The following is a 25,447-nucleotide window of genomic DNA, read 5'->3' on the forward strand; positions in this document are numbered from 1 at the left end:
GCAGTGAGGTAGCCTATGCTCAGCAAAGAACTGGAACTGACTCTCAACGAGGCTTTCCACCACGCCCGCAGCCACCGTCATGAGTTCATGACCGTGGAGCATCTGTTGCTGGCGCTGCTCGACAATGAGGCAGCAGTGGAAGTGTTGCGCGCCTGCGGCGCCGATCTGGAAGAGCTGCGCGAGGCCCTGACTCAGTTCATTGACGATTCCACCCCTCTGCTGTCCGACGATGGAGACCGCGACACCCAGCCGACGCTGGGCTTCCAGCGGGTGCTTCAGCGCGCCGTGTTCAGCGTGCAGTCGTCCGGCAACAAGGAAGTCACCGGCGCCAATGTCCTGGTGGCGATCTTCAACGAGCAGGAGAGTCAGGCGGTTTACCTGCTCAACAGCCAGGATGTGCACCGTCTGGACGTGGTCAATTTCATCGCCCACGGCATTTCCCAGGTGGAAGACAGCGACCCGGCCGCGGAACAGCGCGAGGACGCCGAGGTCGCCGGCGAAGGCGCCCCGGCCAGTGCGCTGGAAAGCTATGCCTCCAACCTGAACGAACTGGCCCGCGCCGACCGCATTGACCCGCTGGTCGGCCGTGCCTTCGAAATCGAGCGTGCCGCCCAGATTCTCTGCCGCCGTCGCAAGAACAACCCGCTGCTGGTGGGCGAGCCGGGCGTCGGCAAGACCGCCATTGCCGAGGGCCTGGCGCGCATGATCGTGGAAGAGAAGGTGCCCGAGCCGCTGCTCGACGCCGTGGTCTACTCCCTGGACCTGGGCGCGCTGCTGGCCGGCACCAAATACCGCGGTGACTTCGAGAAGCGGCTGAAAACGCTGCTGGCGGAGTTGCGCAAGAAAGACAACGCCATTCTGTTCATCGATGAAATCCACACCATCATCGGTGCCGGGGCGGCGTCCGGCGGCGTCATGGACGCTTCCAACCTGCTCAAGCCGTTGCTCGCCTCCGGCGATCTCAAGTGCATGGGCTCCACCACCTTCACCGAGTACCGCACCATCTTCGAGAAGGACCGGGCCCTGTCCCGCCGCTTCCAGAAGATCGACGTGGTGGAACCGACGGTGGAGGACACCGTGGGCATCCTCAAGGGGCTCAAGAGCCGCTTCGAGAAGCACCACAACGTGAGCTACACCGACGCCGCCTTGAAAAGCGCCGCCGAGTTGAGCGCGCGGTACATCAACGACCGCTTCCTGCCGGACAAGGCCATCGACGTGATCGACGAGGTCGGCGCCTGGCAGCGGCTGCGGCCCGAGAACGAGCGCAAGGCCACCATCGATCAGGACGATGTGGAAGCCATCGTCGCCAAGATCGCGCGGATTCCGCCCAAGCAGGTGTCCTCGTCCGATAAGGAAGTGCTGCAGAATCTGGAGCGCGACCTGAAGATGACGGTGTTCGGTCAGGAAGACGCCATCGAGACCATCTCCGCGGCGATCAAGCTGTCCCGCGCCGGCCTCAAGGCGGACAACAAGCCGATCGGCTCCTTTATGTTCGCCGGGCCCACCGGGGTCGGCAAAACCGAGGTGAGCCGGCAGCTGGCCCGCGCCCTGGGCGTGGAGCTGGTGCGCTTCGATATGTCCGAGTACATGGAGCGGCACACCGTCAGCCGGCTGATCGGCGCGCCCCCGGGCTACGTCGGTTACGACCAGGGCGGCCTGCTCACCGAGGCGGTCACCAAGACGCCGCACTGCGTGCTGTTGCTGGATGAGATCGAGAAGGCGCACCCGGAGGTGTTCAACATCCTGCTGCAGGTGATGGACAACGCCACGCTCACCGACAACAACGGTCGCAAGGCGGACTTCCGCAACGTGATCCTGATCATGACCACCAACGCCGGCGCCGAGGTGCTCAACAAGCGCAGCATCGGCTTCACCGAGCAGGACCAGTCCTCCGACGGTCTGGAAATGCTCAAGAAGGTGTTCACGCCGGAGTTCCGCAACCGGCTGGACGGCATCATCCAGTTCAACCCGCTCACCACCGAGGTGATTCTGGGCGTGGTCGACAAGTTCCTGGTGGAACTGCAGGCCCAGTTGGACGAGAAAGCGGTGGTGCTGGACGTGGACGATCAGGCCCGCCGCTGGCTGGCCGAGAAAGGCTACGACAAGGACATGGGGGCCCGTCCGATGGCCCGCCTGATCCAGGAGCAGATCAAGAAGCCGCTGGCCGAGAAGCTGCTGTTCGGCGAACTGGCCGGCAAGGGTGGCCAGGTGCACATCGCCGTGGGCGACGACGGTCTGGTGCTCACCGTGGACGCCTCGGAAGAGGAAGCCACCTGCTGATCCGGCAAAGTCCTTCGACCCCTACCAAGCCCGGCCTCGCGCCGGGCTTTTTTATGGTTCATCGCGCTTTAGCGGGAAATCGATGCGACGGGTCTCTATCCGGGACGCGGATCTGTGTGGGTGCCTTCCGGGATCGCTCAAGCCGTCCCTGGGCGCTCCCGTTTTTGGCATCCCTGCCAAAAAGGGTCCCGGAAGGCACCCACACAGCTCCGCTTCGAGGTAGCGGAACCGGTCCGGGTCCGAACAACGATGAACCATGGGGGGTAGAGGTGGCGGCTCCGTAGAGCCCATCTTTGAGCCGGCAGGCTCCGTTTTTCGCTCCGCCAAGCGTTTGAAGTGGCCCGCAGCGCTGAGGTTCAGCGGTTCAGGGTGCCACGGACCAAGACGGATTCAGGAACCAGAAGGAGTAAATAGATAGGGGCGGACAGTGAACCGAGTTACGTTGTTTGTGCGACCAAGCAACCACGCGAGGACACTGCCGCCATGGGCGATGCTACGTTCCCCGGGGCCGGCTGGGAAGGCTTTATCGCCACCCGGTTTGTTCCGCTCTCCGACTCCCAGTGCCAGATTGACCTGATTCCCGATCCTCAAGTGCCGGCCCGTTGCCCGCGCTGCCGGCGCCCCTGCTCCCTGATCCACGACACCACCGTACGCCGCATCCGCGACCGGGACCTGTTCGAGTACCGGGTCTGGTTGTCGGTGCCGATACGCCGGGTACGGTGCGTCACCTGCGGTGTCGGGCGAGAAGCACTGTCCTGGCTGGCGCCCCGATCTCGTCTCACCCACCGGCTGCGCCAGCACGTCGAGGTCCTGCTGACCCTCCTGCCGATCAAGCAGATCGCCGAGCTAACGGGCCTGCACTGGCACACCCTCAAGAGCCTGGACAAGGCCCGGCTGGCCCGGGATCTGCCTGAACCCGACCTCCGCCGGGTCCGCTATCTGGTGATGGATGAGTTCGCCTTGTTCAAGGGCCACCGCTACGCCAGCGTGGTGATCGACGCCGAGACCCGGCAGGTGCTGTGGGTGGGCGAAGGCCGATCCCGGGAGGCGATCCGGCCCTGCTTCCAGTGGTTGGGCCCTCATTGCGAGCACATCGAGGCAGTGGCCATGGACATGAACACCGCCATGGACCTGGAGGTACAGGCCTGGTGCCCCAGGGCCCGGGTGGTCTACGACCTGCTCCATGTGATCGCCAAGTTCGGTCGGGAGGTGATCGACCGGGTTCGGGTGGATCAGGCCAACCAACTGCGCCACGACAAGCCCGCACGCCGCGCCGTGAAGCGCTCTCGCTGGCTGTTGCTGCGCAATCCGGAGAGCCTGAAGGGGGAGCAGGCCGGCGAACTGAAGGCCCTGCTGGATCTGAACCAGCCGTTGATGACGGTGTATCTGATGAAGGCCCAGCTTAAGGAGCTCTGGTATGCCCGCACCGAACGGGCCGCCCGCTGGCGCTGGACACGATGGTTCAACATGGCCCAGGCCAGTGGCCTGGCCCCATTGATCCGCTTCGCCCGCCTACTCAAGCCCTACGCCGAGGGCATCATCGCCAGTGCCGCTCACCGCCTCAACACCAGCGTCCTGGAGGGCATGAACAACCGCATCAAGGTCATCAAACGCATGGCCTATGGCTACCGGGACAGCGATTACTTCTTCCTCAAGATCAAAGCCGCCTTTCCCGGGAATCCGCGATGAACCTTTTTTATGCGTGGCCATCGCGGTCGGGCATGGGTTCCCGCGACACAAAGCAAAAAACCCGGCGGGGCCGGGTTCGGGGGTGCGCTTCGCGCCGCGCGGGCGGGAAGGGATTATTTCATGCGGAAGGTGATGCGGCCCTTGCTGAGATCGTAGGGCGACATTTCCACTTTCACCCGGTCGCCGGTGAGGATGCGGATGTAGAACTTGCGCATCTTGCCGGAGATGTGGGCGGTAATTACATGACCGTTGTCCAGCTTCACGCGGAACATGGTGTTGGGAAGGGTTTCAAGCACGACCCCTTCCAGCTCAATCTGCTCTTCTTTCGCCATTCAGTGACTGTCCTGATACGTGTCGGCTTCAGAGGGAGCGCAATTGTGCCGGAAATGCCGCCGTGCTGCAAAGGCTTATGCGCCGCCCCCGGCGGGCGGATCGCGGAGCTCGCGCCACTGTCCGCGCACCAGCACTTCCAGCGGCCGGTACTGGCTCTTGTAGCCCATCTTCTGGCACTGACGAATCCAGTAGCCGAGGTACAGGTAGGGCAGGCCGCGATCGCGGCTGGCCTGGATCTGCCAGAGCAGGGCGTTGACGCCCAGGCCGCGCTCGCCCCGGTCCGGGTCGAAGAAGGTGTAGACCGCCGACAGGCCATCGTCCAGATGGTCGGTGACCGCCACCGCCAGCAACCGGTCGTCGCCGTCCCGGAAGCAGTGGAAGCGGGTGTCCGCCCAGTCGCAGGTAAGAAAGCTGGTGAACTGCTCCTCGGAGGGCGGGAACATGTCGCCGTCGCCGTGGCGCTGATCGATGTAGCGGGCGTACAGCCGGTAGATTTCGCGGGTATAGCGGGCCGGTTCCTCGGTGACGCGCAGGTCGGCGTTGCGCTGCGCCAACCGCTTGTGGCGACGGCGGGGCCGGAAATCCGCCACTCGCACCCGCGCCGGAATACAGGCCTGGCAGCCTTCGCAATGCGGCCGGTACAGATAGTCGCCGCTGCGCCGGAAGCCCAGCCGCGACAGTTCGCTGTACAGCGAGGCGTCGAGCCGCGTCTGCGGATCGACGAACAGGGTCGCTGCCTGGTGCCCCTCCAGGTAACTGCAGGGGTGCGCCGGGGTGCGGAAAAAGCGAAGTTCGGACAGGTCGGTCATGGCTCAAGTGTAGCGGATAGGCGGACGCCGGGAACACCGTGGCGTGAAAGGCCGGCGCCGGGCACCCGGTGACTTGCCTTCCTCGCCACGGTTATAGTGTGGCCGGCGTAAAAACAACGACAACGCCGGCGACGGATCGGCCGCCCCCTTGGAGGCCGCCGCGTCGGTACCGGGAGAGCAAGAATGACAAACACCACGCCCGCGCCCCTGTGGCGCCCGGACGCCGCGCGCGTCGAGAACGCCCGCCTCACCGATTATCAGCGCTGGCTGAGCGCGGAGAAGGGGCTGGCCTTCGACGACTACCAGAGCCTGTGGGCCTGGTCGGTGGAGCACCTGGAAGACTTCTACGAATCGCTCTGGCGGTACTTCGACATCCGCCATTCCGCCCCTTACGAACGGGTGCTGGACGGCCTGACCATGCCCGGCGCCAAATGGTTCGAGGGGGCGCGGCTGAATCTGGCCGAGCAGGTGTTCCGCCATCACGAGAACGAACCGGACCGGCCGGCGATTCTGTCCCGGTCCGAACTGCGCGGCCTGGACACCCTGACCTGGGGCGAGCTGCGCGGGCACATCGCCGCCCTGGCCGACAGCCTGCGCCGACTGGGGGTGGGCCCCGGCGACCGGGTGGTGGCCTATCTGCCCAACCTGCCGGAAACCATGGTGGCGTTCTTCGCGGTAAGCAGCCTGGGCGCGATCTGGTCCAGCTGCTCGCCGGACATGGGCACGCGCAGCGTGCTGGACCGCTTCCGCCAGATCGACCCCAAGGTGATGATCGCCGTGGACGGTTACCGCTACGGTGGCAAGGATTTCGACCGGCTGACGGTGGTGGACGGACTGCGCGATCAGCTGCCGACCCTGGAAAAGGTGGTGCTGCTGCCGTATCTGAACGCCGACGCGCGCCTGGACGGCGCGTTGCTCTGGGACGATCTGGTCAGCCACGAGGCGTCCATGCGTTTCGAGCAGGTGCCGTTCGATCATCCGCTCTGGGTGGTCTATTCCTCCGGCACCACCGGCATGCCCAAGCCCATCGTCCACGGCCACGGCGGCGCGCTGCTGGAAGGTCTGCAGGACCATGCCCTGCAACTGGATCTGGGCCCCCGGGACCGCTACATGTGGTTCACCACCACCGGCTGGATCATGTGGAACTCGCAGATGTCCGGCCTGCTGACCGGCGCCACCATCTGCCTGTACGACGGCAACCCGGGCTACCCGGACCTGGGCACCCTGTGGCGGTTCGCGGAAGAGACGGAGATGACCTTCTTCGGCGCCGGCGCCGCCTATTTTCTCAACTGCAAGAAAGCGGACATCCGCCCCGGCGACTGGGTGGACACCGGCCGCATCCGCTCCATCGGCGCCACTGGCTCACCCTTGCCGGAGGAGGGCTACCGCTGGCTGATGGAGCAGTTCGATGACGTCATGATCGCCGCCATCAGCGGCGGCACCGATGTGGCCAGCGCCTACGTGGGCGCCTGCCCGACGCTGCCGGTGTTCGCCGGCGAGATGCAGTGCCGCTATCTGGGCACGGCGGTGTACGCCATGGGCGACGACGGCGAGCTGCTGGACGACGAAGTGGGGGAGCTGGTGGTCACCAAACCGATGCCCTCCATGCCGCTGTATTTCTGGAACGACGAGGGCGGCGAACGCTACCGGGACAGTTATTTCGACGTATTCCCGGGCATCTGGCGTCACGGCGACTGGATCCGCATCACCCCGCGCGGCGGCGCCATCATCTATGGCCGCTCCGACACCACCATCAACCGCCACGGCATCCGCATGGGCACCGCCGAGATCTACCGGGTGATGGAGGAATTCGATGCGGTGTTGGACAGTCTGGTGGTGGATCTGGAGTACCTGGGCCGGGAGTCCTACATGCCGCTGTTCGTGGTGCTGCGCGAGGGCGTGACCCTGGACGAGGGGCTGAGCGGACGCATCAAGGCGGCCATTCGTGACCAGCTGTCCGCCCGCCACGTGCCCAACGACATCATCGCCGCGCCGGACGTGCCGCGCACGCTCACCGGGAAGAAGATGGAACTGCCGATCAAGAAGCTGCTGCTGGGCCAGACCATCGACAAGGTGGCCAACCCGGACGCCATGGCCAACCCGGACAGCATCGCCTTCTACAGTGACTTCGCGGAACGGCAGGGCACGGCCGGGCGTTGATGGCGACGTTGCGCTTCAGTCGCGATCAGACCTCGCCCCAATAAAACGGCCCCTTGGGCCAGGGGCGGGGCGCGGTCTCGACGATCAACCGATCCAGTTCCCGCTGAAAGTCCGCCCTCGGCATCAAATACGCCCCCAGGCGCATCAGGTGGGGGTTCTCCACCTGGGCGTCGAGCAGGCCGATACCGAGCCGGGGCGCCAGGGCCCACAGCATGGCCAGGGCGCTCTTGGAGCCGTTGGTGCGGGTGGAAAACATGGACTCGCCGAAGAACACCCCGCCCAACTGCACCCCATAGATACCACCAGCCAGTTCGTCATCCTGGCGCACGGTCAGGCAGTGGGCATGGCCCAGGGCGTGCAGCCGCAAATAGGCGGTGCGCATGGCGGTGGTGATCCAGGTGCCGCCGCCGGGCTCGCGGGGCGCCGCGCAGGCGTCCAGCGTGCCGGCGAAATCGTCATCCAGATGAAAACTCAGCCCGGTGCCGCGCAGGTGGCGGGCCAGCCGCCGGCTGATATGAAAATCCCCGGGGCGGAACACGCACCGGGGATTGGGGGACCACCAGAGTATCGGCTGGTCGGCTTCGTACCAGGGAAAGATCCCCAGCCGGTAGGCGCGCACCAGGGTGGTGGCGCTCAGATCGTTGCCGGCGGCGAGCAGACCGTTGGGGTCGTCCAGCGCGTGCTCCGGCGGCGGGAATTCGCTTCCCGCCGGCAGCCAGGGGATCACTCTTCCAGGCTTTCCAGATAGCGCTCGGCGTCCAGCGCGGCCATGCAGCCGGCGCCGGCGGAGGTCACCGCCTGCCGGTACACGTGGTCGGCCACGTCGCCGGCGGCGAACACGCCTTCCACGCTGGTGGCGGTGGCGTTGCCGTCCAGACCGCTGCGGATCTTGATGTAGCCGTTGTTCATCGACAGTTGGCCTTCGAAGATGCCGGTGTTGGGCTGGTGGCCGATGGCGATGAACACGCCCTGCAGGTCCACGTCGGTGGTGGCGCCGTCGGCGGTGGCCTTGACGCGCATGCCGGTGACGCCGGAGTCGTCGCCCAGCACCTCATCCAGGGTGTGATCCCACAGCACCTTGATGTTGTCCTTGGCCAGCAGCTTGTCCTGCAGGATCTTCTCGGCGCGCAGCTTGTCACGGCGGTGCACCAGCACCACTTCCTCGGCGATATTGGACAGGTACAGCGCTTCCTCCACGGCGGTGTTGCCGCCGCCGATCACCGCCACTTTCTGGCCGCGATAGAAGAAGCCGTCGCAGGTGGCGCAGGCGGACACGCCCTTGCCCATGAACGCCTGCTCGGACTCCAGGCCCAGGTACATGGCGGAGGCGCCGGTGGCCACGATCAGGGCGTCGCAGGTGTAGGTGCCGTTGTCGCCCTTGAGCACGAACGGGCGCTGGTCCAGGTTCACCTGGTTGATGTGGTCGAACAGGATCTCGGTCTCGAAGCGCTCGGCGTGCTTCTGCATGCGCACCATCAGGTCGGGACCCTGCAGGCCCTCCACGTCGCCGGGCCAGTTGTCCACCTCGGTGGTGGTGGTGAGCTGGCCGCCGGGCTCGATGCCGGTGATCACCACCGGCTTCAGGTTGGCGCGGGCCGCGTACACCGCCGCGGTGTAACCGGCCGGGCCGGAACCCAGAATGATCAGTCGATGGTGTTGGGCGTCGCTCATGGCTGTCTCCGCGGAGAATCGGGTTTCAGGGCGCATGCAAACTACAACAAAACCCCCGATCCGTGAAGGGCGTACACTCTATGGCCGCGATAGCCGGCGCCAGGGCGCCATCGAGCGCTGGTCCAAGGCCCCCGGATTGACTACAATCCCAAGGTTTTCAAGTCGTTAGATTCAAGGAGCCCGGCGCGCAAGGCGTGATTCGGCGGCTCCTCAACCCCAGAGGCCTGCGGTGTCCAAGGCAAAGGCAGCAACCGGCGGCAACCCTTCCGGGTTCTCCCGTCATCTCAAGAAAGGCCTGGTGGAAGGCATGGTGATCGCGCTGATCGCCCTGTCCCTGTACCTGTTGTTGGCGCTGGTCACCTATGACAGCGGCGACCCGGGCTGGTCCTACGTGGGCAACGCCGGCGAGGTGAACAACGCCGGTGGCCGGGCCGGTGCCTTCTGCGCCGATTTGCTGCTCGGGCTGTTCGGTTTCATGGCCTATGTGTTCCCGGTGCTGGTGGCGTTCTGGGCGGCCCGGGTGCTGCGCGAGCGCCACGCCGGCCTGGCCGGCAGCTGGCCGCTGTTCAGCCTGCGGCTGGTGGGTTTTGTACTGACCATGATGAGCGGCACGGCGCTGGCCTACATGCATTTCTCCGGCGGCGGCCTGCCGCTGCCGGAGGACGCCGGCGGCATTCTCGGCCATGTGGTCGGCGACGCCGCCCTGGACGCCTTCAACCCCCTGGGGGGCACCCTGGTGATGGTGGCCCTGTTCCTGATCGGCGTCACCGTGTTCACAGACCTGTCCTGGATCGCCCTGGCGGAGCGGCTCGGCGCCGCGGTGCTGGCGGTGGGGCAGAAGGTACCGGCCTGGTTCCAGGCCCGCCGCGAGCGCCGCGCGGAGCAGAAAGTAGCCCGCGAAGCCCGCCAGAAGCGCGCCCAGGTGGTCACCGAGGCGAAGAAGAAGCAGGAAAACCGCACCCCGCCCAAGATCGCCCAGCCGGCCCGGCCGGTGGAAAAAAGCGAGCGGGTGCAGAAAGAGAAGCAGCAGCCCCTGTTCACCGCCCAGGTCACCGGCGATCTGCCGCCGCTGGCCCTGCTCGACGCGGTGGACGAGAGCAAGGGCGGCTACTCCGAGGAAGCCCTGGACGGCATGTCCCGGCTGCTGGAGATCAAGCTCAAGGACTTCAACATCGACGCCGAGGTGGTGGCGGTGCAGCCCGGCCCGGTGATCACCCGCTTCGAGATTCAGCCGGCGGCGGGCATCAAGGTTTCGAAAATCTCCAACCTGGCCAAGGACCTGGCCCGCTCCCTGGCGGTGATCAGCGTGCGGGTGGTGGAGGTGATTCCCGGCAAGACCACCGTGGGCATCGAGATTCCCAACGAGCAGCGCGAGATGATCCGCCTCACCGAGGTGGTGGGGTCGCGGATGTTTGACGACGCCGCCTCGCCGCTGACCCTGGCCCTGGGCAAGGACATTTCCGGTAATCCGGTGATGGCCGATCTGGGCAAGATGCCGCACCTGCTGGTGGCCGGCACCACCGGGTCCGGTAAGTCCGTGGGCCTCAACGCCATGCTGTTGTCGATCATGTTCAAGGCCAGCCCGGAAGAGGTGCGGCTGATCATGATCGACCCCAAAATGCTTGAGCTGGCGGTGTACGATGGCATCCCCCATCTGCTCACCCCGGTGGTCACCGACATGAAGGAAGCGGCCAGCGCGCTGCGCTGGGGTGTCGGTGAGATGGAGCGCCGCTACAAGTTGATGGCGGCCATGGGCGTGAGGAACCTGGCCGGCTACAACCGCAAAATCAGCGACGCCGAGAAGAAGGGCGAGCCGCTCAAGGACCCGCTGTGGAAGCCGAACGACCCCATGGACCTGAGCGAGGAAGCGCCGCTGGCGGTGAAGCTGCCCTATATCGTTATCGTGATCGACGAGTTTGCCGACATGATGATGATCGTCGGCAAGAAGGTGGAAGAGCTGATCGCGCGCATCGCCCAGAAGGCCCGCGCCGCCGGCATCCACCTGATTCTCGCTACCCAGCGCCCGTCGGTGGACGTGATCACCGGCCTGATCAAGGCCAACGTGCCGTCGCGGATCGGTTTCCAGGTGTCGTCCAAGATCGACTCGCGCACGGTGCTTGACCAGGGCGGGGCGGAGCAGTTGCTCGGCCACGGCGACATGCTTTATTTGCCCGCCGGCACCAGCATGCCGGAACGGGTGCATGGCGCCTTTGTCTCAGATGAGGAGGTGCACCGCGTTTGCGACGACTGGCGCAAACGGGGCGAGCCCAACTATCTGGAGGAAATCCTGGAAGGCGGCGGCGATCTCAACGCGCCGCTGCCCGGCATGGAAAACCCGGACGGCGGCGGCGAAGAGGACGACCCGCTCTACGACGAGGCGGTGGCCTATGTCACCGAATCCCGGCGCGCCTCGATTTCCTCGGTGCAACGAAAACTGAAGATCGGCTACAACCGGGCCGCGCGCCTGGTGGAGGCCATGGAAATGGCCGGCGTGGTGTCCGAAGCCGGACACAATGGACAGCGTGAAGTGCTGGCCCCCCCGCCGGTCTGATGCCCCTTTCTCAAGGACCTGATATGCGACTTTTCTGGATCATCGCGCTGTTGTTGCCTTCCCTGGCCCTGGCCGGCCCCACCGAGGACCTGCTGGCCCGGCTCGGCGGCCTGCACAGCCTGGCTGGCGGTTTCCAGCAGACCGTGGTGGGCGAGGGCGGTGAGCGCGCCCGCGACAGCACCGGCACCATGGAAGTGGCCCGGGGCAACCGGTTCTACTGGCACACCGAACGGCCCTACGAGCAGCTGGCGGTGTCCGACGGCCGCCAGGTCTGGGTCTATGATCCGGACCTGGAGCAGGTGGTGGTGCGCCCGCTCACCCAGGACCTGGGCCAGACCCCGGCGCTGCTGTTCGGCGGCGATCCCCAGGCGGTGTCCAAGGCGTTCTCGATCAGCGAGCAGAGCCGGGAGGGCGACCGCGTCACCTACCGCCTCAAGCCCAAGGGCGGCGACCCGCTGTTCGACACCCTGGACGTGACCTTCGATGGCGACGAACCGCGCTCCATGCGCCTGGAAGACGCTCTGGGCCAGAAAACCATCATCGATTTCCGCGATCTGACCCTGAACGGCGAGCCCACCCCGGGCCGTTTCCAGTTCCAGCCGCCGGAAGGGACCGACGTCATCCGGCAGCAATGAGCGACCTGTTCGAGAACCAGCACCGCACCGAAGCCCAGCCGCTGGCGGCGCGGCTGCGCCCCGCCAACCTGGACGAATACGTGGGCCAGCGCCATCTGGTGGGGCCCGGTAAACCGCTGCGCCAGGCCGCCGAGCGCGGGCAGTTGCATTCCATGATCCTGTGGGGGCCACCGGGCACCGGCAAGACCACCCTGGCGCTGATTCTGGCCGGCGTGGTGGACGCCGAGTTCATCACCCTGTCGGCGGTGCTGTCCGGGGTCAAGGACATCCGCGCCGCCGTGGATCAGGCCAGGGCACGGCTCGGCCAGGGCCGCCGCACGGTGCTGTTCGTGGACGAGGTGCATCGCTTCAACAAGGCCCAGCAGGACGCCTTTCTGCCCCATGTGGAAGAGGGCACGGTGATCTTTATCGGCGCCACCACCGAGAACCCGTCCTTCGAGCTCAACAACGCGCTGCTGTCCCGGGCCCGGGTCTATCGCCTGCGCTCCCTGGAGCGGGAGGACCTGGCCGGGCTGCTGGAGCGGGCCCTGGGCGAGCCGGAACTGGCCGGCATCGAGCTGGCCGACGACGCCCGCGACCTGCTGCTGAGCTACGCCGACGGCGACGCCCGGCGCCTGCTCAACATGCTGGAAATCGCCGTGGACCTGGCCGAGGGCAGTGGCGACGCCGCCGTGATCGACCGGCCGCTGATGGAAGAGGTGCTGCGCGACGCGGTGCGCCGCTTCGACAAGGGCGGCGACGTGTTCTACGACCAGATCAGCGCCCTGCACAAGGCGGTGCGCGGTTCCGACCCGGACGCCGCCCTGTACTGGTTCGCGCGCATGCTGGACGGCGGCTGCGACCCGCTCTACATCGCCCGCCGGGTGGTGCGCATGGCCAGCGAGGACATCGGCAACGCCGACCCCCGGGCGCTCACCCTGTGCCTCAATGCCTGGGACGTGCAGGAACGCCTGGGCACCCCGGAGGGCGAACTGGCGGTGGCCCAGGCGATTGCCTATCTGGCGGTGGCGGCCAAGAGCAATGCGGTCTACAACGCCTACAACCGGGCCCGGGACCTGGTGGCCCGCAACCCCAGCAACGAGGTGCCCCTGCACCTGCGCAACGCCCCCACCAAACTGATGAAAAACGAAGGCTACGGCGCCGAATATCACTACGCCCATGATTTTCCCGAGGCGTTCGTGGCCGGCGAGAACTATTTCCCGGTGGAGCTCCGCGACACCCGCCTCTACGAACCGGTGGAGCGCGGCCTGGAAATCCGCATCGCCGAAAAACTGCGCCGCCTGCGCCAGCAAAACACCGACGCGGATTGGCACCGTTACGACGACTGAGCTTGCCGTGGCCGTGCCAACCTCCCGATCGCGGCTGAACCGCTCCTACATGGGGCCTGGTTTTTGCTAAGCTTGGCGCCCTGTATCCGAACGACCGAATTTCCCAAGGGGATCGAACATGCTTGATATCCGCGCGCTGCGCCAGGACGGCGAAGCCATTGCCGAGGCGCTCAAGAAGCGGGGCTTCGAACTGGATCTGGACGGGTTCCGGGCGCTGGACGCCCGCCGCAAGGACGCCGATGTGCGTTCCCAGGATCTGCAGGCGCAGCGCAAGAAAGCCTCCAAGGAAGTCGGTGAACTGATCAAGTCCGGCATGGACGTGGACGCGGCCAAGGCCAAGGTGGCGGAAACCCTGCAGCAGATCGACCAGCAGCTGGACGGCGAAGTGGAACGGGCCAAGGCGATTCAGGAGGAGATCCGCGACTTCCTGATGGGCATTCCCAACGTGCCCGCCGAGCAGGTGCCCGCCGGTTCCGACGAGGACGACAACGTGGAAGTGCGCCAGTGGGGCACGCCACGGACCTTCGAGTTCGAGCCCAAGGATCACGTGGACGTGGGCGAGAACCTGAGCGCCGGCGCCCTGGACTTCGAGCGCGCCAGCAAGCTGTCCGGCGCCCGCTTCGCGGTGATGACCGGCCAGCTGGCGCGGCTGCACCGGGCGTTGATCGACTTCATGCTCGACACCCACACCGGCGAGCACGGCTACCAGGAAGTCTATGTGCCGTACCTGGTGGGCCCGGAAGCCTTGCGCGGCACCGGGCAGCTGCCCAAGTTCGAGGACGACCTGTTCAAGATGCGCGGCGAGCGGGAGCTGTACCTGATCCCCACCGCCGAGGTGCCGGTGACCAATCTGGCCGCCGACGAGATTCTCGACGCGGACGCGCTGCCGCGCCGCTACACCTGCCACACCCCCTGTTTCCGCTCCGAGGCCGGCAGCCACGGCAAGGACACCCGGGGCATGATTCGTCAGCACCAGTTCGAGAAAGTGGAACTGGTGCAGCTGGTGCGTCCGCAGGACTCGGAGGCCACCCTGGAGGCGCTCACCGGCCACGCCGAGGCGATCCTGCAAAAGCTGGATCTTCCCTACCGGGTGGTGGTGCTGTGCGGCGGTGACCTGGGCTTCTCCGCCGCCAAGACCTACGACATCGAAGTGTGGCTGCCCAGCCAGCAGCGCTACCGGGAGATTTCCTCCTGCTCCAACTTCCGCGATTACCAGGCGCGCCGCATGCAGGCCCGCTGGCGTAACCCGGAAACCGGCAAGCCGGAGCTGCTGCACACCCTGAACGGCTCCGGCCTGGCGGTGGGCCGGGCGCTGGTGGCGATTCTGGAGAACTATCAGAACGAGGACGGTTCGGTGACCGTGCCCGAGGCTCTGCGCCCGTACATGCGCGGCCTGGAACGGCTGGCCTGAACCGGATCCGTCAGCGAAGAGGGAAGCGGCCATGGACTTCCTGCCCCTGGGTCTGAAAATCAAGGGCGCCACCGTGCTGGTGGCCGGCGGCGGTGATACCGCGCTGCGCAAGGCGCGCCTGCTGGACAAGGCCGGCGCCCGTCTGCGGCTGGTGGCGCCGCGCTGCCGCGACGATCTGGCGCGGCTGGTGGAGCAGGGCGGCGGTGAATGGCGCCGCCGCGCGGTGGAGGACCAGGACCTGGACGGCGTGCGCCTGGCGGTGGTCGCCACCGACGACGCCGGGGTCAACGAACGGCTGGCACGGCTGGCCGATGCCCGTGGCCTGCCGGTGAACGTGGTGGACCGGCCGGACCTGGGCAGCTTCGTGTTTCCCGCCCTGATCGACCGGGACCCCCTGTTTATCGCGATCAGTTCCTCCGGCGTGTCGCCGGTGCTGGTGCGGCGCCTGCGTGCCCGTCTGGAAGCCTGGCTGCCGGCCCGCTGGGGCCGGCTGGCGACGCTGCTGGGACGCTTCCGCGCGCCCCTGGAGCAGCGCTTACCGAACCGCCGGGACCGGGAAGCGTTCTGGGAAGCCCAGCTCGACGGGCCGTTGGAGGAGCGGGTGCTGTCCGGCCATGAATCCGACGCCGAGGCCGGCCTGCGCCGGGCCCTTGAGCAGGCCACCGGGCGTCCGGAGGGCGCCGCCGGTGAAGTCTATCTGGTGGGCGCCGGTCCCGGTGACCCGGACCTGCTGACCTTCCGGGCCCTGCACCTGATCGACAAGGCCGAGGTGGTGCTCTACGACCGGCTGGTGGCCCCGGAAATCGTCGCCCTGGCGCGGGCCGACGCGGAGAAGGTTTACGTGGGCAAGGCCCGTGACCAGCACACCCTGCCCCAGGACAACATCAACGACCTGCTGGTGCACTACGCCCGCCAGGGCAAAAAAGTGTGCCGGTTGAAGGGCGGCGATCCCTTTATCTTCGGCCGTGGCGGCGAGGAGCTGGAACAGGTGGTGGCCGCCGGCATCGACTTCCAGGTGGTACCCGGCATCACCGCCGCCAGCGGCTGCGCCGCCTACGCCGGCATTCCGCTGACCCATCGGGACCATGCCCAGTCGGTGCGCTTCGTCACCGGCCATCGCAAGGACGGCAGCGTGGACCTGGACTGGGCCGGGCTGATGGCGCCCCACGAAACCCTGGTGTTCTACATGGGCCTGGTGGGGCTGCGGCAGATCTGCCAGCGGCTGATCGAACACGGCCGCGACCCGGCCACGCCCATCGCCCTGGTGTCCCGGGGCACCACCGATCTGCAGGAAGTGATCACCGGTACCCTGGCGGATTTGCCGGACACCGTGGCAGGCCGGGAGATCCACGCGCCCACCCTGATCATCGTCGGCAGTGTGGTGAGCCTGCACCCGCGTTACCGCTGGTTCGGGCAGGATTAAGACGAGCCGATCCAGCGTCTTTAGAACGCCTCGCGGTCGCGGGCTTCCCAGAGGGCTTCGGCGGCTTTCAGGCCTTCTTCCAGGGATTCCACCTTCTCCAGCCCCCACAGCACCGTGGCCACGGTGCCGCGAATCGCCGCCACGCCGTAATCGTCCTCCGCGTCGCCGCGCCACACCGCGCGCACGTGCAAGGGTGACACCTCCCCCGGTGGCGCCTGGCGGGGCAGGCCGGCGTCCAGTACCGCCTCCGCCGGCTCTCCATGGCGCAGGCCGGTGAGGGCGGTGCGCGCATCCGGGCGGATCTCCGGTTCGCCGCCTTCGCCCTTGAACAGCAGCAGATGGCGATCACCGCACAGCCGCGCCGCGCCCAGGTGCAGCTCCAGATAGGCGGGATGGAAGACACTCTGCATGCTCAACGGCGCCGCCGCCGGGTTGAGGCTGCGCGCCAGGGTATTGATCGGCGAGCGCAGGCCCAGTTCGAAGCGCAACATCAGCAGCCGGGCCAGCGGCGCGCAGAAATGCTCCAGCCCCAGATAGGTGAGCCCCTCCCGTTCCAGCCGGGCGCCGGCCTCGGCCACCGAACCGGGCAGCGCGACGCCCAGTTCGGTGAGCATGTCGTCGCTGTAGCGCCGGTGCGGCGTATGGGCGGGCCCGCCGTGCATCAGAATGCGAACGCCGTGGCCGGCCAGCAGCCGGGCGGCGGCCAGGTACCAGGGGTGGTGTTTCTTCTTGCCGGCGTAGCCGGGCCAGTCCACGTCCACCGGCGGCAGTGCCGCCAGATGGTCGGCGCAGCGCGGCCGGCAGGCATCCAGAAAACCGGCCAGTTCCTCCGGGGTTTCCTCCTTGACGCGCAGCAGCATCAGAAAGGCGCCCACCTGGGCGTCGGTGGCCTGGCCGTCCAGGATCAGGCCCATGGCCTTGGCGGCTTCTTCCCGGGTCAGATCACGGCGGGCGCGCTTGCCGCGTCCCAGGGTGCGCACATAGGGGGCAAAGGCATGTTCAGTCATGGTTCAAGGGTACCAGCTGGTGACCGGTCCGTGGTCCGCCATCAGCGCCACGAAGCGGTGGTGATCGATGGTCTCCAGGGCGGCGGGCTGGCGCGCCGCCGCGGCCCCTTCCAGCAGATAGCCGGGGCCGCGCAGGGGGAACGCGGCCGCCACCAGGCCGCCGCCGTCGGCGAACACGCAGACGTCGCCGTCCCGGTACAGGGCCAGGCAGGCCTCCGCCAGGGGGTCGTCCAGGGTCTCGAAGGCAATCAGATGCAGCATGGCGGCTCCGTGTGGGTCAGAGCACGATAACGCGGTCGGCGTCATCACGGAGGGTGGCCAGGGCGACCCGATCCAGCCATTGGATCGACGCCGGCGCCCCGTCCCGATGATGGGCCCGGTCGGCCACGCAGGTTACGCCAAAGCCGGTGAGCTCGGCCAGCAGTTCGTCGCCGTCGGCCCGGCGCGCCAGTACCGTCACCACCTCGGCGCTCAGCCACACCCGGGTGGGCAGGGCGAAGGCGGCGCCGGTGAGCGCCATCTCCACGCTTTCCCGCCAGCGACCGTCGCGGCCGGGCACGCCCTGGATCAGATAGAGAACGGAGTCAGCCAAAATGCACCACCCGGCCGCCGTGGTTGAGCGCGTCCACCCAGTCCCCCAGCCCCACCAGCCGGAACCCGCCGGCCAGGGTCTCCTCGGTGACGCCGCGCTTGTAGGCGGCGCCCACGCACACCGAGGCCGGCGGCGCCGTGTCCCGCACCCACTGCTGCCAGGCTCGGGCGGTGTCATCGGCGCCGCCGTCGGTGTTCAGCAAACGCTGGGCAAGCAGCACGCCGTCGCCGTAGAAGAACAGCCGGTAGAGTGAGTAGGGGGAATTCTGAAGGGCGCGGGCGGTACGCAGGGCGGTGAGGGCGCCGGGCCGCTGGGGCCCGGCGGTCACGAGAAGACTGAAGTCAGTCATTCCCGCTGAGTGCGGTGAGAATGTTCAGCAGGGACAGGAACAGGTTGTAGATGGACACGAACAGGGTGACCGTGGCCATGATGTAGTTGGTTTCGCCGCCGTGGATGATGGCGCTGGTCTGCCACAGGATCAGCAGGGAAGACAGCAGCACGAAGGCGGCGGACACCGCCAGGGCCAGGGCCGGGATATTGAAGAACATGGCCGCCAGACCGGCCAGGAAGGCCACCAGCACACCGACCATGATGAAATTGGTCATGAAGCTGAAGTCCTTGCGCGTCACCAGGGCGATGGCGGACATGGCCACGAAAATGGTGGCGGTGCCGCCCAGGGCCAGGGACACGATTTCCATGCCGCCCTGCATCTGGGCGTACATGTTGATCAGCGGCCCGGTGGTGAAGCCCAGCCAGCTGGTCAGGGCGAACACGGCGACGATGCCCCAGCCGCTATTGCGCAGTTTGTTGGTGGCGAACAGCAGACCGAAGTAAACGGCGATGGTGATCAGCGGGCTCACATAGCCGATGCCCGCCGCCATGGCGAACACCGCCGCGCCGGTGGCGGCCATCAGGCTCAGGCCAAGCAGCATGTAGGTGTTCTTCAACACCTGGGCGGCACGTTCGCCGGTGACCTGGACTCCGCCGCCGCGGACCGGTGAGGCGTAGGGATTCGGGTGGTTGCTCATAATCGGACTCGTTGCTTGAAGGGCATACCCGGATAATAGGGACGTGCGCGCCAAAATCAAGATTTTCCCGTTGAATCACACAGTTAGGGCAGGCTTGTTGACGTGGGGGCGTTGACTGCCGGAGCGTCTCAGGTATGATGTGCGCCGACCGGAGAGGTGGCAGAGTGGTCGAATGCAGCGGTCTTGAAAACCGCCGAGGATTTGCGTCCTCCGTGGGTTCAAATCCCACCCTCTCCGCCAAATCGAAAAGGCGCCCGGATGGGCGCCTTTTTTCGTGGCGCCGGTATCAGGTGTCCTGATCCGCGCCGGCCCCGTCATCGGCGGGCATTATCTCCACGGTGGCGGTCATGCCCGCCGCCAGCTCCACCCCGGCGGGCACCGGGCCGATCCGGATGCGCACCGGCAGGCGCTGGGCCAGACGCACCCAGGAAAAGGTGGCCGCCACGTCCGGCAGACCCAGGTTCCCCGGCGTGTCGTTGCTGTTGTCGATGCCGCGACCGATGCTCTCGACCCGGCCGTGCAACGTCTGTTCATAGCCCATCAGGCGCACCCGTGCCGCATCGCCCACGTGGATTCGCCGGAGCCGCGTTTCCTCGAAGTAGCCGGTCACCCGGAAGCTGGACGCATCCAGCACCGTCACCTTGGTGGCGCCGGCGGTGGCATAGTCCCCCGGGCGCAGGCGCAGGTGGGTGACGTAGCCATCGGTGGGCGAGCGGACGGTGGCGCGGGCCAGGTCCAGTCGGGCCAGATCCAGCGCTGCCAGGGCCGCCTTATAGGCGGCGCTCGCCACCGCCGCCGCGCCGACGGTTTGTTGAACGGCCTCCCGGGACAGCACGTTCTTGAGTTTGCCGTGCCGCCGGGCGGTGGCTTTACGGACCACCATTTCCTGGCGCTTCGCTTCCACCTCAGCCTCCGCGAGGGCCACCGCCAGCTCCAGCCGCTTGGGGTTGATCCGATAGAGGGTGTCACCTTTCCTGACGTACTGATTGTCCGCCACCGGCACCGAGAGCACGGTACCGGACACCTCCGGGGCGATTTGCACCACATCCACGCCCACCCGCGCGTCACGGGTCCAGGGCGTGCGTTGGTAATGGTCCCAGGCTTTCAGGGCGATCACGGTGGCGAGAGCGACCACGCCCAGGGTCAGGGCATAGCGGCTGAGCAAGGAGATCAGGGATTTCACGGTAGCGGTCCGATGGTTGGCGGGTACTGCATAAGCAGGCCGAGGATGATCAGGAAGGTGGCGATTTCCACCACCGGCGGGTAAGCGAACCGGTGCGCCAGGCCGGTGGCGGAGAGCAGGCGCAGGGTGACGGCGGTGGCGGCCAGGGCCAGCAGGGCGAGAACCAGCAGCCCGGGAATCAGCACGCCGCCGATATTGATATCCATGATCATGAGTGGGTCTTTCCCCCCGGGATCGGCGCGCCGCTCTCCAGCGCGAAACGAAGATCGATCAGCGCATCCAGGAGCGACCGGCGACGGCTTGGTGTGTCCTCATTCAGGCGCCCCACCAAGGCCGCGATGCGGTCCTCCAGGCCGGCCAGATCGTCGGGCGCGGGCGGTTGCCTGGCGCTGAACGACGCGGCCAGGTCGTTCAGAAGCTGCTCCACGGCGCCCCGGGTTTCGCTGTCGGTGGGGGGGAGGGCGCGGCGAAGCCGGCCGGCCACGTGGCCGATACGAAGGTGGCGAAAGATTTCATCCAGCACGCTTGCCCGCTGTTTTCCGTGGCCGTGCAGCCGGGGGATCAGCAAGGCGGTGCGGTCCACCATCAGGCTGGTCCAGTGCGCTTCGTCCGGCCCGCCACCCCGTGCCCGTCGGACCACATCCGCCCGGCTGAGACGCAACAGTCGGCTCACCGCCAGGTCCGCGGGCACGGTCTGCAACAGGGACATGCTGAAGGCGCCGAAACCCACCGCCGCGAACAGGGCGATGGCGGCGTTGACGGAGGCGGCGAAGTCTCCGCTGTAATCGGGGCCGAGGCCGGCCAGGATCGGCAGGGTCAGGGTGATGCCCAGCGCCATGAAGGTGGTTTGCAGCCGCGCCTGCAGGGACCCCGCCAGCAGGCAAGCCGGCGCCAGAACCGCGATAAGCACGGCGAAGTCGGTGGTACGGGGCAGAACGACGAAACCGTAGATCAGGCTGACAGCCACCCCGTACACCGAACCGTGGATGTATTTGACGACAAAGGGGGCCGGCGCGTCGAAGTTACCGAACAGGGTGCAGCAGACGCCGAGAATCGACACCGCCAAGGCGCCCTCCGGCCAGCCCGAGCCGATCCAGAACGCACACCCGGCGAGAATGCCGACCATGGCGCCCAGGGTGGCGCGGGCGGCCATCCATGGATCACGGTGATGGATGTAGCCCTTGCCGCGCTGCGGACCGTGAAGCCCGCACGGTTTGCGGGCAACCGGGTCGGCGATGCGTGCCGTAAGCCGGTCGCAGTCATGCAGCAATCCGATCATCTCCATCAGATGGCCGGCCAGATTGGCGCCAATACGGTCATTCAGACTGACCGCGCCGGCGGCCAGATGGTGGTGCACCGAGCGGGCCTGTTCGATCAGCCGCGGCGCCGCGTCTTCCCCCGCCTCGTGATGCGCCGCCGCGGGGTTGCTGATCCAGGCCTCGGTGTCCGCCACCAGCCGGGTCAGTCGGTCTTCGCCCTTGCCTTGGCCTTGGCCGATGCCGAGAACCCGTACCCGGTGCTCGATTTCCGTGGAGAGCGGAAGAAGCCGGGCCAGCCGATCGTGGATAAGCCGCACGGTCTCCCGCCGTGGTGATACCAGGCCCGGGTCGTAGGGCAGGTGGGTGGCCAGGCCATCCAGCGTCAGCAGGTCCACGGACAGCAGGTGCCGATCGTGACGGTTGGTTCGGGGGGTGGCCTTGAGCGCGTCGCCGGCCAGTCGGCGCGCGTCCCGCAGGGTGGCCGCCAGCCTGGCCATGAACGGACCGGTGATCGGCCGGGGCAACACATAGCGGTGTATCAGTACCGCGCAGAGAATGCCGATGGAGATTTCCTGAACGCGCAGGGAGGCGGTGTCGAACACCGCGCCGGGGTCGAGCACGCTGGGAAAGCCGATCAGGCTGGCCGTGTAGCCGGCGAGAACAAACGCATAGGCCCTGGGCGTGCGGTCAAGCAGGGAGAAAAACAGGCAAAGCCCGATCCAGCCGGCCAGCATCAGGCTGCACAGCATGGGCTCATTCACGAATCGAGGAACGATCACCACCGTCGCGATGGCGCCGATGAAGGTGCCGACGAACCGGTAGACGCCACGGCTGAGAGAGGCCCCGGCGGAGGTCTGCGAGACGATATAGACGGTGACGATGGCCCAGAACGGCTTGGGCAGCCCAATCCGCAGGGACAGATAATAGGCCAGCATGGCGGCGGCGAAGCTCTTTGCCGAGAACAGCACGGCCTCCGCGTCCACCCTGATTTCCGGCCCGCGAAGCCGTTGGGTGAACGTCCGGGGCGGGGTGGTGGCGGACCTGGCCGAAGGGGTGTTTGGGGGTGTCGGTGTGTTCATGCCGACATTGTTGAATGATTCTCATCTGGCGGTAAATTCAATATCATGACAAGAAATCACTAAAAGCAGACAATCCCGTGACCCCATCCTCGTCCGCCGTTTCCGTTCTCGACCCGGACCTGACGCTTCTGCCGGCGGTGGCCCACCGGCTGGACTTCACCGAGCATCAGGCGGAAGTGCCGTTGCACACGCATCGCAAGGGCCAGTTGATCCTGGCTCTGCATGGCGCCGTGACCTGCACCGCCGCCGACCAGATCTGGATCGTGCCGCCCCATTGCGGGGTCTGGATTCCCGGGGCCATACCGCACAGCGCCAGGGCCACCGCCAACGCGCGGCTCAACTATCTGTTCGTGGAGCCGGGGGCCGCCAACCTGCCTGATTCCTGCCGGACCCTGTCGATCTCGCCGATGATCCGGGAAATGATCGACCGGCTCGCCGATGAGGGCGCGGACTACCCGGCCGACGGCCACGCCGCCCGGCTGGCGCGGGTGGCCCTCGATGAACTGGCGCGGATGCCGCGCCAGCGTTTCAACCTGCCGGTCTCGGGCAATCCGAAAATCCGCCTGATCGCCGACGCGCTGACCACGGAGCCTTCGGATCGCCGTACCCTGGGCGAGTGGGCCGGACGGGTCGCCATGAGTGAGCGCTCCCTGGCGCGCCTGATCGTGCGCGAAACCGGCCTCACTTTCGGCCGCTGGCGGCAGCAGCTCCATCTGGTGGTGGCCCTGCGTGAGCTGGCCAGTGGCGAGGCGGTGCAGAACGTTTCGGTGGCCCTGGGCTACGATTCCGTCAACGCCTTTATCACCATGTTCAAGAAGGCCCTGGGGACCACGCCGGCTCAGTATTTCGCGCAACGTAACGGCGGGCGGTCGCCTGCCCGGCCGGGGCGGCCCCGGTCGCGGTGAGCCACCTCCCGCGCTGCCAATTTGCCGTGAACTCCGTTACCGTGCAGCGTCACCGCGCCGGGGCGCTGAACCAACGGGCTGATGAGGGAGCCGAGCAAGGCCATGACGGAACAAAAGCTAACCCGTAAACGGCGGGGTCCGGGACGGCCCAAGGACGACCAGGCGGTGCGCGAGGTGATCCTGGATCAGGCGGAGCTGGCCTTCGCCGAGCATGGTTTCGCCGGCACCAAGGTGCGCGACATCGCCCGGGCGGCGGACGTGAACCAGAACATGATCCGCTACTACTTCGGCACCAAGGATGAGCTGTTCGACGCGGTCTACCGGCGCCACGGCGGCGTTATCTCCCGGGGTCGCCATCAACGGCTGGATGCGCTGCTGGCCGACGACGGCCGGCCCACCGTGTCGCAACTGATCCACGCCTACCTCAAGCCCCAGTGGGACATGAAATACAGCGGCCCCGGCGGCGCCGCCTTCGTGCGGCTGCAGGCGCGCCTGCACGCGGAGCCCGCCGAGTACGCCCTGCGCCTGCGCCGGGAAGTGTACGACGACTCCCTGCGCCGCTATATCCAGGCGCTGTCCGAGGCGCTGCCCGGCATTCCCCGGCAGGTGATCAGCGTGCGCATGGCGTTCCTGGTGGGCACCTATATGTTCATGCTCAACGACCTGGGCCGCCTCAACGACCTCACCGAAGGGCAGATCGGCGAACCGGGCCGGGACGAAATGCTGCGCCAGCTGGTGCTGTTTCTCACCGCCGGGCTGACCGCGCCCCTGGAATAAGCCCCCGGTGGTTCGTCGGTGTGCTGATCATCGGCCTTGTAATTATACGAAATTATAATTTATGCTCGGAGGCAATGGTTATCCCCATAACGACGACTCCGGGAGAAAGATCATGGATCCCATCAGCTTCGCGGATATCTGCCTGCACCAGCTCAAGATGTCCGGCGTCCATGAGGGCGAGAAAGTGGTTGTCCTGACCCAGGGCAACGAACGACTGGACTATGCCGACGCCTTCATGGCCGCCGGGCAAAAGCTGGGCGCGCGCATGTACCACATGCGCCTGCCGGCGCCGCCGGCCATGGGCGGCTGGGTGGTGGGCCAGACCGGTCTGGCGGCGCTGCCGGACGCGGTGGAAGCGCTCAAGCAGGCGGACATGCTGATCGACTGCATGTTCCTGTTGTTCTCCCCGGAGCAGATGGCGATCCAGGCCGCCGGCACCCGCGTGCTCACCGCCGTGGAGCCGCCGGAGCTGCTGGCGCGCATGCTGCCCTCCAAGGAGCTGCGTGAGAAGGTGGAAATCGCCGGTGAGCTGCTGGCCAAGGCCAAGGTGATGCGCATCACCTCGCCCCACGGCACCGACGTGACCTACAAGCTCAACACCTACCCGACCATCATGGAATACGCCTGCACCGACGAGCCGGGCCGCTGGGACCACTGGCCCTCCGGTTTCGTGTTCACCGGCGGCGACGACGACGGCGTGGACGGGCAGATCGTGGTGGCGCCGGGCGACGTGCTGCTGCCGCAGAACATGTACGTGCGCGACCCGATCACCTACACCATCGAGAAGGGCTGGATCACCGATATCCGTGGCGGCCTCGACGCGGATTTGGTGAAGTCCTACATGGACAGCTTCAACGACGAGCGCGGCAACGGCATGAGCCACGTGGGTTGGGGCATGAACCCGGATGCCAAATGGCACCGCATGACCCCGGGCGAGTTCCCCGGCGGCATGGGCATGGAGCCGCGCAGCTTCTACGGCAACGTGATGTTCTCCACCGGGCCCAACAATGAGCTGGGCGGCAGCAACGATACCGCCTGCCACCTGGACATTCCGATGCGGGATTGCTCCCTGTTCCTGGACGACGAGCCGGTGGTCATCGACGGCGATATCGTGGTCAAGGAAATCCAGATGGAACGCCGCTAGGCGCGCCGTCCGGCTCCTGAAGAAAAGCGGCCCGGAGGCCGCTTTTTTTTGGTTCATAGCGCTTTGGTGGGAAGTTTCGCTCCATCCGGGGCGCGGCTCAGGGCATGACGCCCTTCCGGGAACGCCGCGAGTACGTCCCTGTAGGCTCCCTTTCGAACGTCCTGTTCTCAAGGGTCCCGGAAG

23 protein-coding genes and 1 tRNA gene are annotated in these 25,447 nt (G+C 66.8%); 12 read left to right on the forward strand and 12 right to left on the reverse strand.

What is annotated here, in order from left to right:
- The first annotated feature begins 15 nt into the window (after positions 1-15).
- A complete protein-coding gene (gene clpA / locus ACLD0W_RS18120) occupies positions 16-2,280 on the forward strand; it encodes an ATP-dependent Clp protease ATP-binding subunit ClpA (protein WP_410308851.1) in 2,265 nt (754 codons plus the stop codon).
- Between the two features lie 483 nt (positions 2,281-2,763).
- Positions 2,764-3,969, forward strand: a complete 1,206-nt coding sequence (locus ACLD0W_RS18125; RefSeq protein ID WP_410308852.1) for an ISL3 family transposase — start codon at positions 2,764-2,766, stop codon at positions 3,967-3,969.
- A 113-nt stretch (positions 3,970-4,082) separates the two neighbouring features.
- Here ACLD0W_RS18125 and infA read toward each other — a convergent pair whose 3' ends face one another.
- Together infA and ACLD0W_RS18135 are read right to left on the reverse strand one after the other, a co-directional pair.
- On the reverse strand, positions 4,083-4,301 hold the full coding sequence (infA, locus tag ACLD0W_RS18130) for a translation initiation factor IF-1 (protein ID WP_014994331.1): 219 nt from the start codon (positions 4,299-4,301) through the stop codon (positions 4,083-4,085).
- Between the two features lie 75 nt (positions 4,302-4,376).
- Positions 4,377-5,111, reverse strand: coding sequence for an arginyltransferase (locus tag ACLD0W_RS18135; protein ID WP_410308853.1), 735 nt, complete (start codon positions 5,109-5,111; stop codon positions 4,377-4,379).
- A gap of 183 nt (positions 5,112-5,294) precedes the next feature.
- Here ACLD0W_RS18135 and ACLD0W_RS18140 point away from each other — a divergent pair, with 183 nt between their 5' ends.
- The gene (locus tag ACLD0W_RS18140) at positions 5,295-7,271 is read left to right on the forward strand and encodes an acetoacetate--CoA ligase (protein WP_410308854.1); all 1,977 of its coding nucleotides are present in this window, start codon (positions 5,295-5,297) and stop codon (positions 7,269-7,271) included.
- 25 nt (positions 7,272-7,296) lie between these two features.
- Here ACLD0W_RS18140 and aat read toward each other — a convergent pair whose 3' ends face one another.
- Together aat and trxB are read right to left on the reverse strand one after the other, a co-directional pair.
- Positions 7,297-7,998: a leucyl/phenylalanyl-tRNA--protein transferase gene (gene aat, locus ACLD0W_RS18145; RefSeq protein ID WP_410308855.1), complete on the reverse strand. Its 702-nt coding sequence runs from the start codon at positions 7,996-7,998 to the stop codon at positions 7,297-7,299.
- Entirely contained in the window at positions 7,995-8,942 is a 948-nt protein-coding gene (gene trxB / locus ACLD0W_RS18150; protein WP_410308856.1) for a thioredoxin-disulfide reductase, read from the reverse strand. The genes aat and trxB overlap by 4 nt, the downstream gene beginning before the upstream one ends.
- A 307-nt stretch (positions 8,943-9,249) precedes the next feature.
- On the opposite strand from trxB, the gene ACLD0W_RS18155 reads away from it, so the two are divergent.
- From ACLD0W_RS18155 to cysG, 5 genes are all read left to right on the forward strand, one after another.
- Positions 9,250-11,493 (forward strand): DNA translocase FtsK, encoded by a 2,244-nt coding sequence (locus ACLD0W_RS18155; protein WP_410308872.1) that lies wholly within the window; start codon positions 9,250-9,252, stop codon positions 11,491-11,493.
- A gap of 23 nt (positions 11,494-11,516) precedes the next feature.
- Positions 11,517-12,128 (forward strand): outer membrane lipoprotein chaperone LolA, encoded by a 612-nt coding sequence (lolA, locus tag ACLD0W_RS18160; RefSeq protein ID WP_410308857.1) that lies wholly within the window; start codon positions 11,517-11,519, stop codon positions 12,126-12,128.
- Positions 12,125-13,456 carry a replication-associated recombination protein A gene (locus ACLD0W_RS18165; RefSeq protein WP_410308858.1) on the forward strand — a complete coding sequence of 444 codons (1,332 nt, stop codon included), beginning with the start codon at positions 12,125-12,127 and terminating at the stop codon, positions 13,454-13,456. The genes lolA and ACLD0W_RS18165 overlap by 4 nt, the downstream gene beginning before the upstream one ends.
- A gap of 118 nt (positions 13,457-13,574) precedes the next feature.
- On the forward strand, positions 13,575-14,867 hold the full coding sequence (gene serS, locus ACLD0W_RS18170; RefSeq protein WP_410308859.1) for a serine--tRNA ligase: 1,293 nt from the start codon (positions 13,575-13,577) through the stop codon (positions 14,865-14,867).
- Between the two features lie 31 nt (positions 14,868-14,898).
- Positions 14,899-16,290 (forward strand): siroheme synthase CysG, encoded by a 1,392-nt coding sequence (cysG, locus tag ACLD0W_RS18175; protein WP_410308860.1) that lies wholly within the window; start codon positions 14,899-14,901, stop codon positions 16,288-16,290.
- Between the two features lie 20 nt (positions 16,291-16,310).
- On the opposite strand, the gene ACLD0W_RS18180 is transcribed toward cysG, so the two are convergent.
- The 5 genes from ACLD0W_RS18180 to ACLD0W_RS18200 are packed head-to-tail and all read right to left on the reverse strand — an operon-like array spanning position 16,311 to position 18,917.
- Complete coding sequence (locus tag ACLD0W_RS18180) at positions 16,311-17,297, reverse strand: glycosyl transferase family protein (RefSeq protein WP_410308861.1); 987 nt, start codon at positions 17,295-17,297, stop codon at positions 16,311-16,313.
- Positions 17,298-17,300: 3 nt separating this feature from the next.
- Positions 17,301-17,558 (reverse strand): hypothetical protein, encoded by a 258-nt coding sequence (locus ACLD0W_RS18185; protein ID WP_410308862.1) that lies wholly within the window; start codon positions 17,556-17,558, stop codon positions 17,301-17,303.
- A gap of 16 nt (positions 17,559-17,574) precedes the next feature.
- A complete protein-coding gene (locus tag ACLD0W_RS18190; protein WP_410308863.1) occupies positions 17,575-17,889 on the reverse strand; it encodes a hypothetical protein in 315 nt (104 codons plus the stop codon).
- Positions 17,882-18,238: a DsrE/DsrF/TusD sulfur relay family protein gene (locus tag ACLD0W_RS18195; RefSeq protein ID WP_410308864.1), complete on the reverse strand. Its 357-nt coding sequence runs from the start codon at positions 18,236-18,238 to the stop codon at positions 17,882-17,884. The genes ACLD0W_RS18190 and ACLD0W_RS18195 overlap by 8 nt, the downstream gene beginning before the upstream one ends.
- Positions 18,231-18,917, reverse strand: a complete 687-nt coding sequence (locus tag ACLD0W_RS18200) for a Bax inhibitor-1/YccA family protein (protein WP_410308865.1) — start codon at positions 18,915-18,917, stop codon at positions 18,231-18,233. Before ACLD0W_RS18200 ends, ACLD0W_RS18195 begins: the two co-directional genes overlap by 8 nt.
- A 150-nt stretch (positions 18,918-19,067) precedes the next feature.
- On the opposite strand from ACLD0W_RS18200, the gene ACLD0W_RS18205 reads away from it, so the two are divergent.
- A tRNA-Ser gene (locus tag ACLD0W_RS18205) sits at positions 19,068-19,157 on the forward strand.
- A 46-nt stretch (positions 19,158-19,203) separates the two neighbouring features.
- On the opposite strand, the gene ACLD0W_RS18210 is transcribed toward ACLD0W_RS18205, so the two are convergent.
- The 3 genes from ACLD0W_RS18210 to ACLD0W_RS18220 are packed head-to-tail and all read right to left on the reverse strand — an operon-like array spanning position 19,204 to position 22,342.
- The gene (locus ACLD0W_RS18210) at positions 19,204-20,100 is read right to left on the reverse strand and encodes an efflux RND transporter periplasmic adaptor subunit (protein ID WP_410308866.1); all 897 of its coding nucleotides are present in this window, start codon (positions 20,098-20,100) and stop codon (positions 19,204-19,206) included.
- Positions 20,097-20,312: a DUF1656 domain-containing protein gene (locus tag ACLD0W_RS18215; RefSeq protein ID WP_410308867.1), complete on the reverse strand. Its 216-nt coding sequence runs from the start codon at positions 20,310-20,312 to the stop codon at positions 20,097-20,099. Before ACLD0W_RS18215 ends, ACLD0W_RS18210 begins: the two co-directional genes overlap by 4 nt.
- Positions 20,309-22,342 (reverse strand): FUSC family protein, encoded by a 2,034-nt coding sequence (locus ACLD0W_RS18220; protein WP_410308868.1) that lies wholly within the window; start codon positions 22,340-22,342, stop codon positions 20,309-20,311. The genes ACLD0W_RS18215 and ACLD0W_RS18220 overlap by 4 nt, the downstream gene beginning before the upstream one ends.
- A gap of 173 nt (positions 22,343-22,515) precedes the next feature.
- Between ACLD0W_RS18220 and ACLD0W_RS18225 the strand changes: the two genes are divergently transcribed.
- From ACLD0W_RS18225 to ACLD0W_RS18235, 3 genes are all read left to right on the forward strand, one after another.
- Positions 22,516-23,343: an AraC family transcriptional regulator gene (locus ACLD0W_RS18225; protein WP_410308869.1), complete on the forward strand. Its 828-nt coding sequence runs from the start codon at positions 22,516-22,518 to the stop codon at positions 23,341-23,343.
- Between the two features lie 102 nt (positions 23,344-23,445).
- On the forward strand, positions 23,446-24,120 hold the full coding sequence (locus ACLD0W_RS18230; RefSeq protein ID WP_410308870.1) for a TetR/AcrR family transcriptional regulator: 675 nt from the start codon (positions 23,446-23,448) through the stop codon (positions 24,118-24,120).
- Between the two features lie 112 nt (positions 24,121-24,232).
- Positions 24,233-25,264 carry a leucyl aminopeptidase gene (locus ACLD0W_RS18235; protein WP_410308871.1) on the forward strand — a complete coding sequence of 344 codons (1,032 nt, stop codon included), beginning with the start codon at positions 24,233-24,235 and terminating at the stop codon, positions 25,262-25,264.
- Positions 25,265-25,447: the final 183 nt, after the last annotated feature.

The sequence above is a fragment of the Alloalcanivorax sp. C16-1 genome, from assembly GCF_046507805.1.
Lineage (GTDB): Bacteria > Pseudomonadota > Gammaproteobacteria > Pseudomonadales > Alcanivoracaceae > Alloalcanivorax.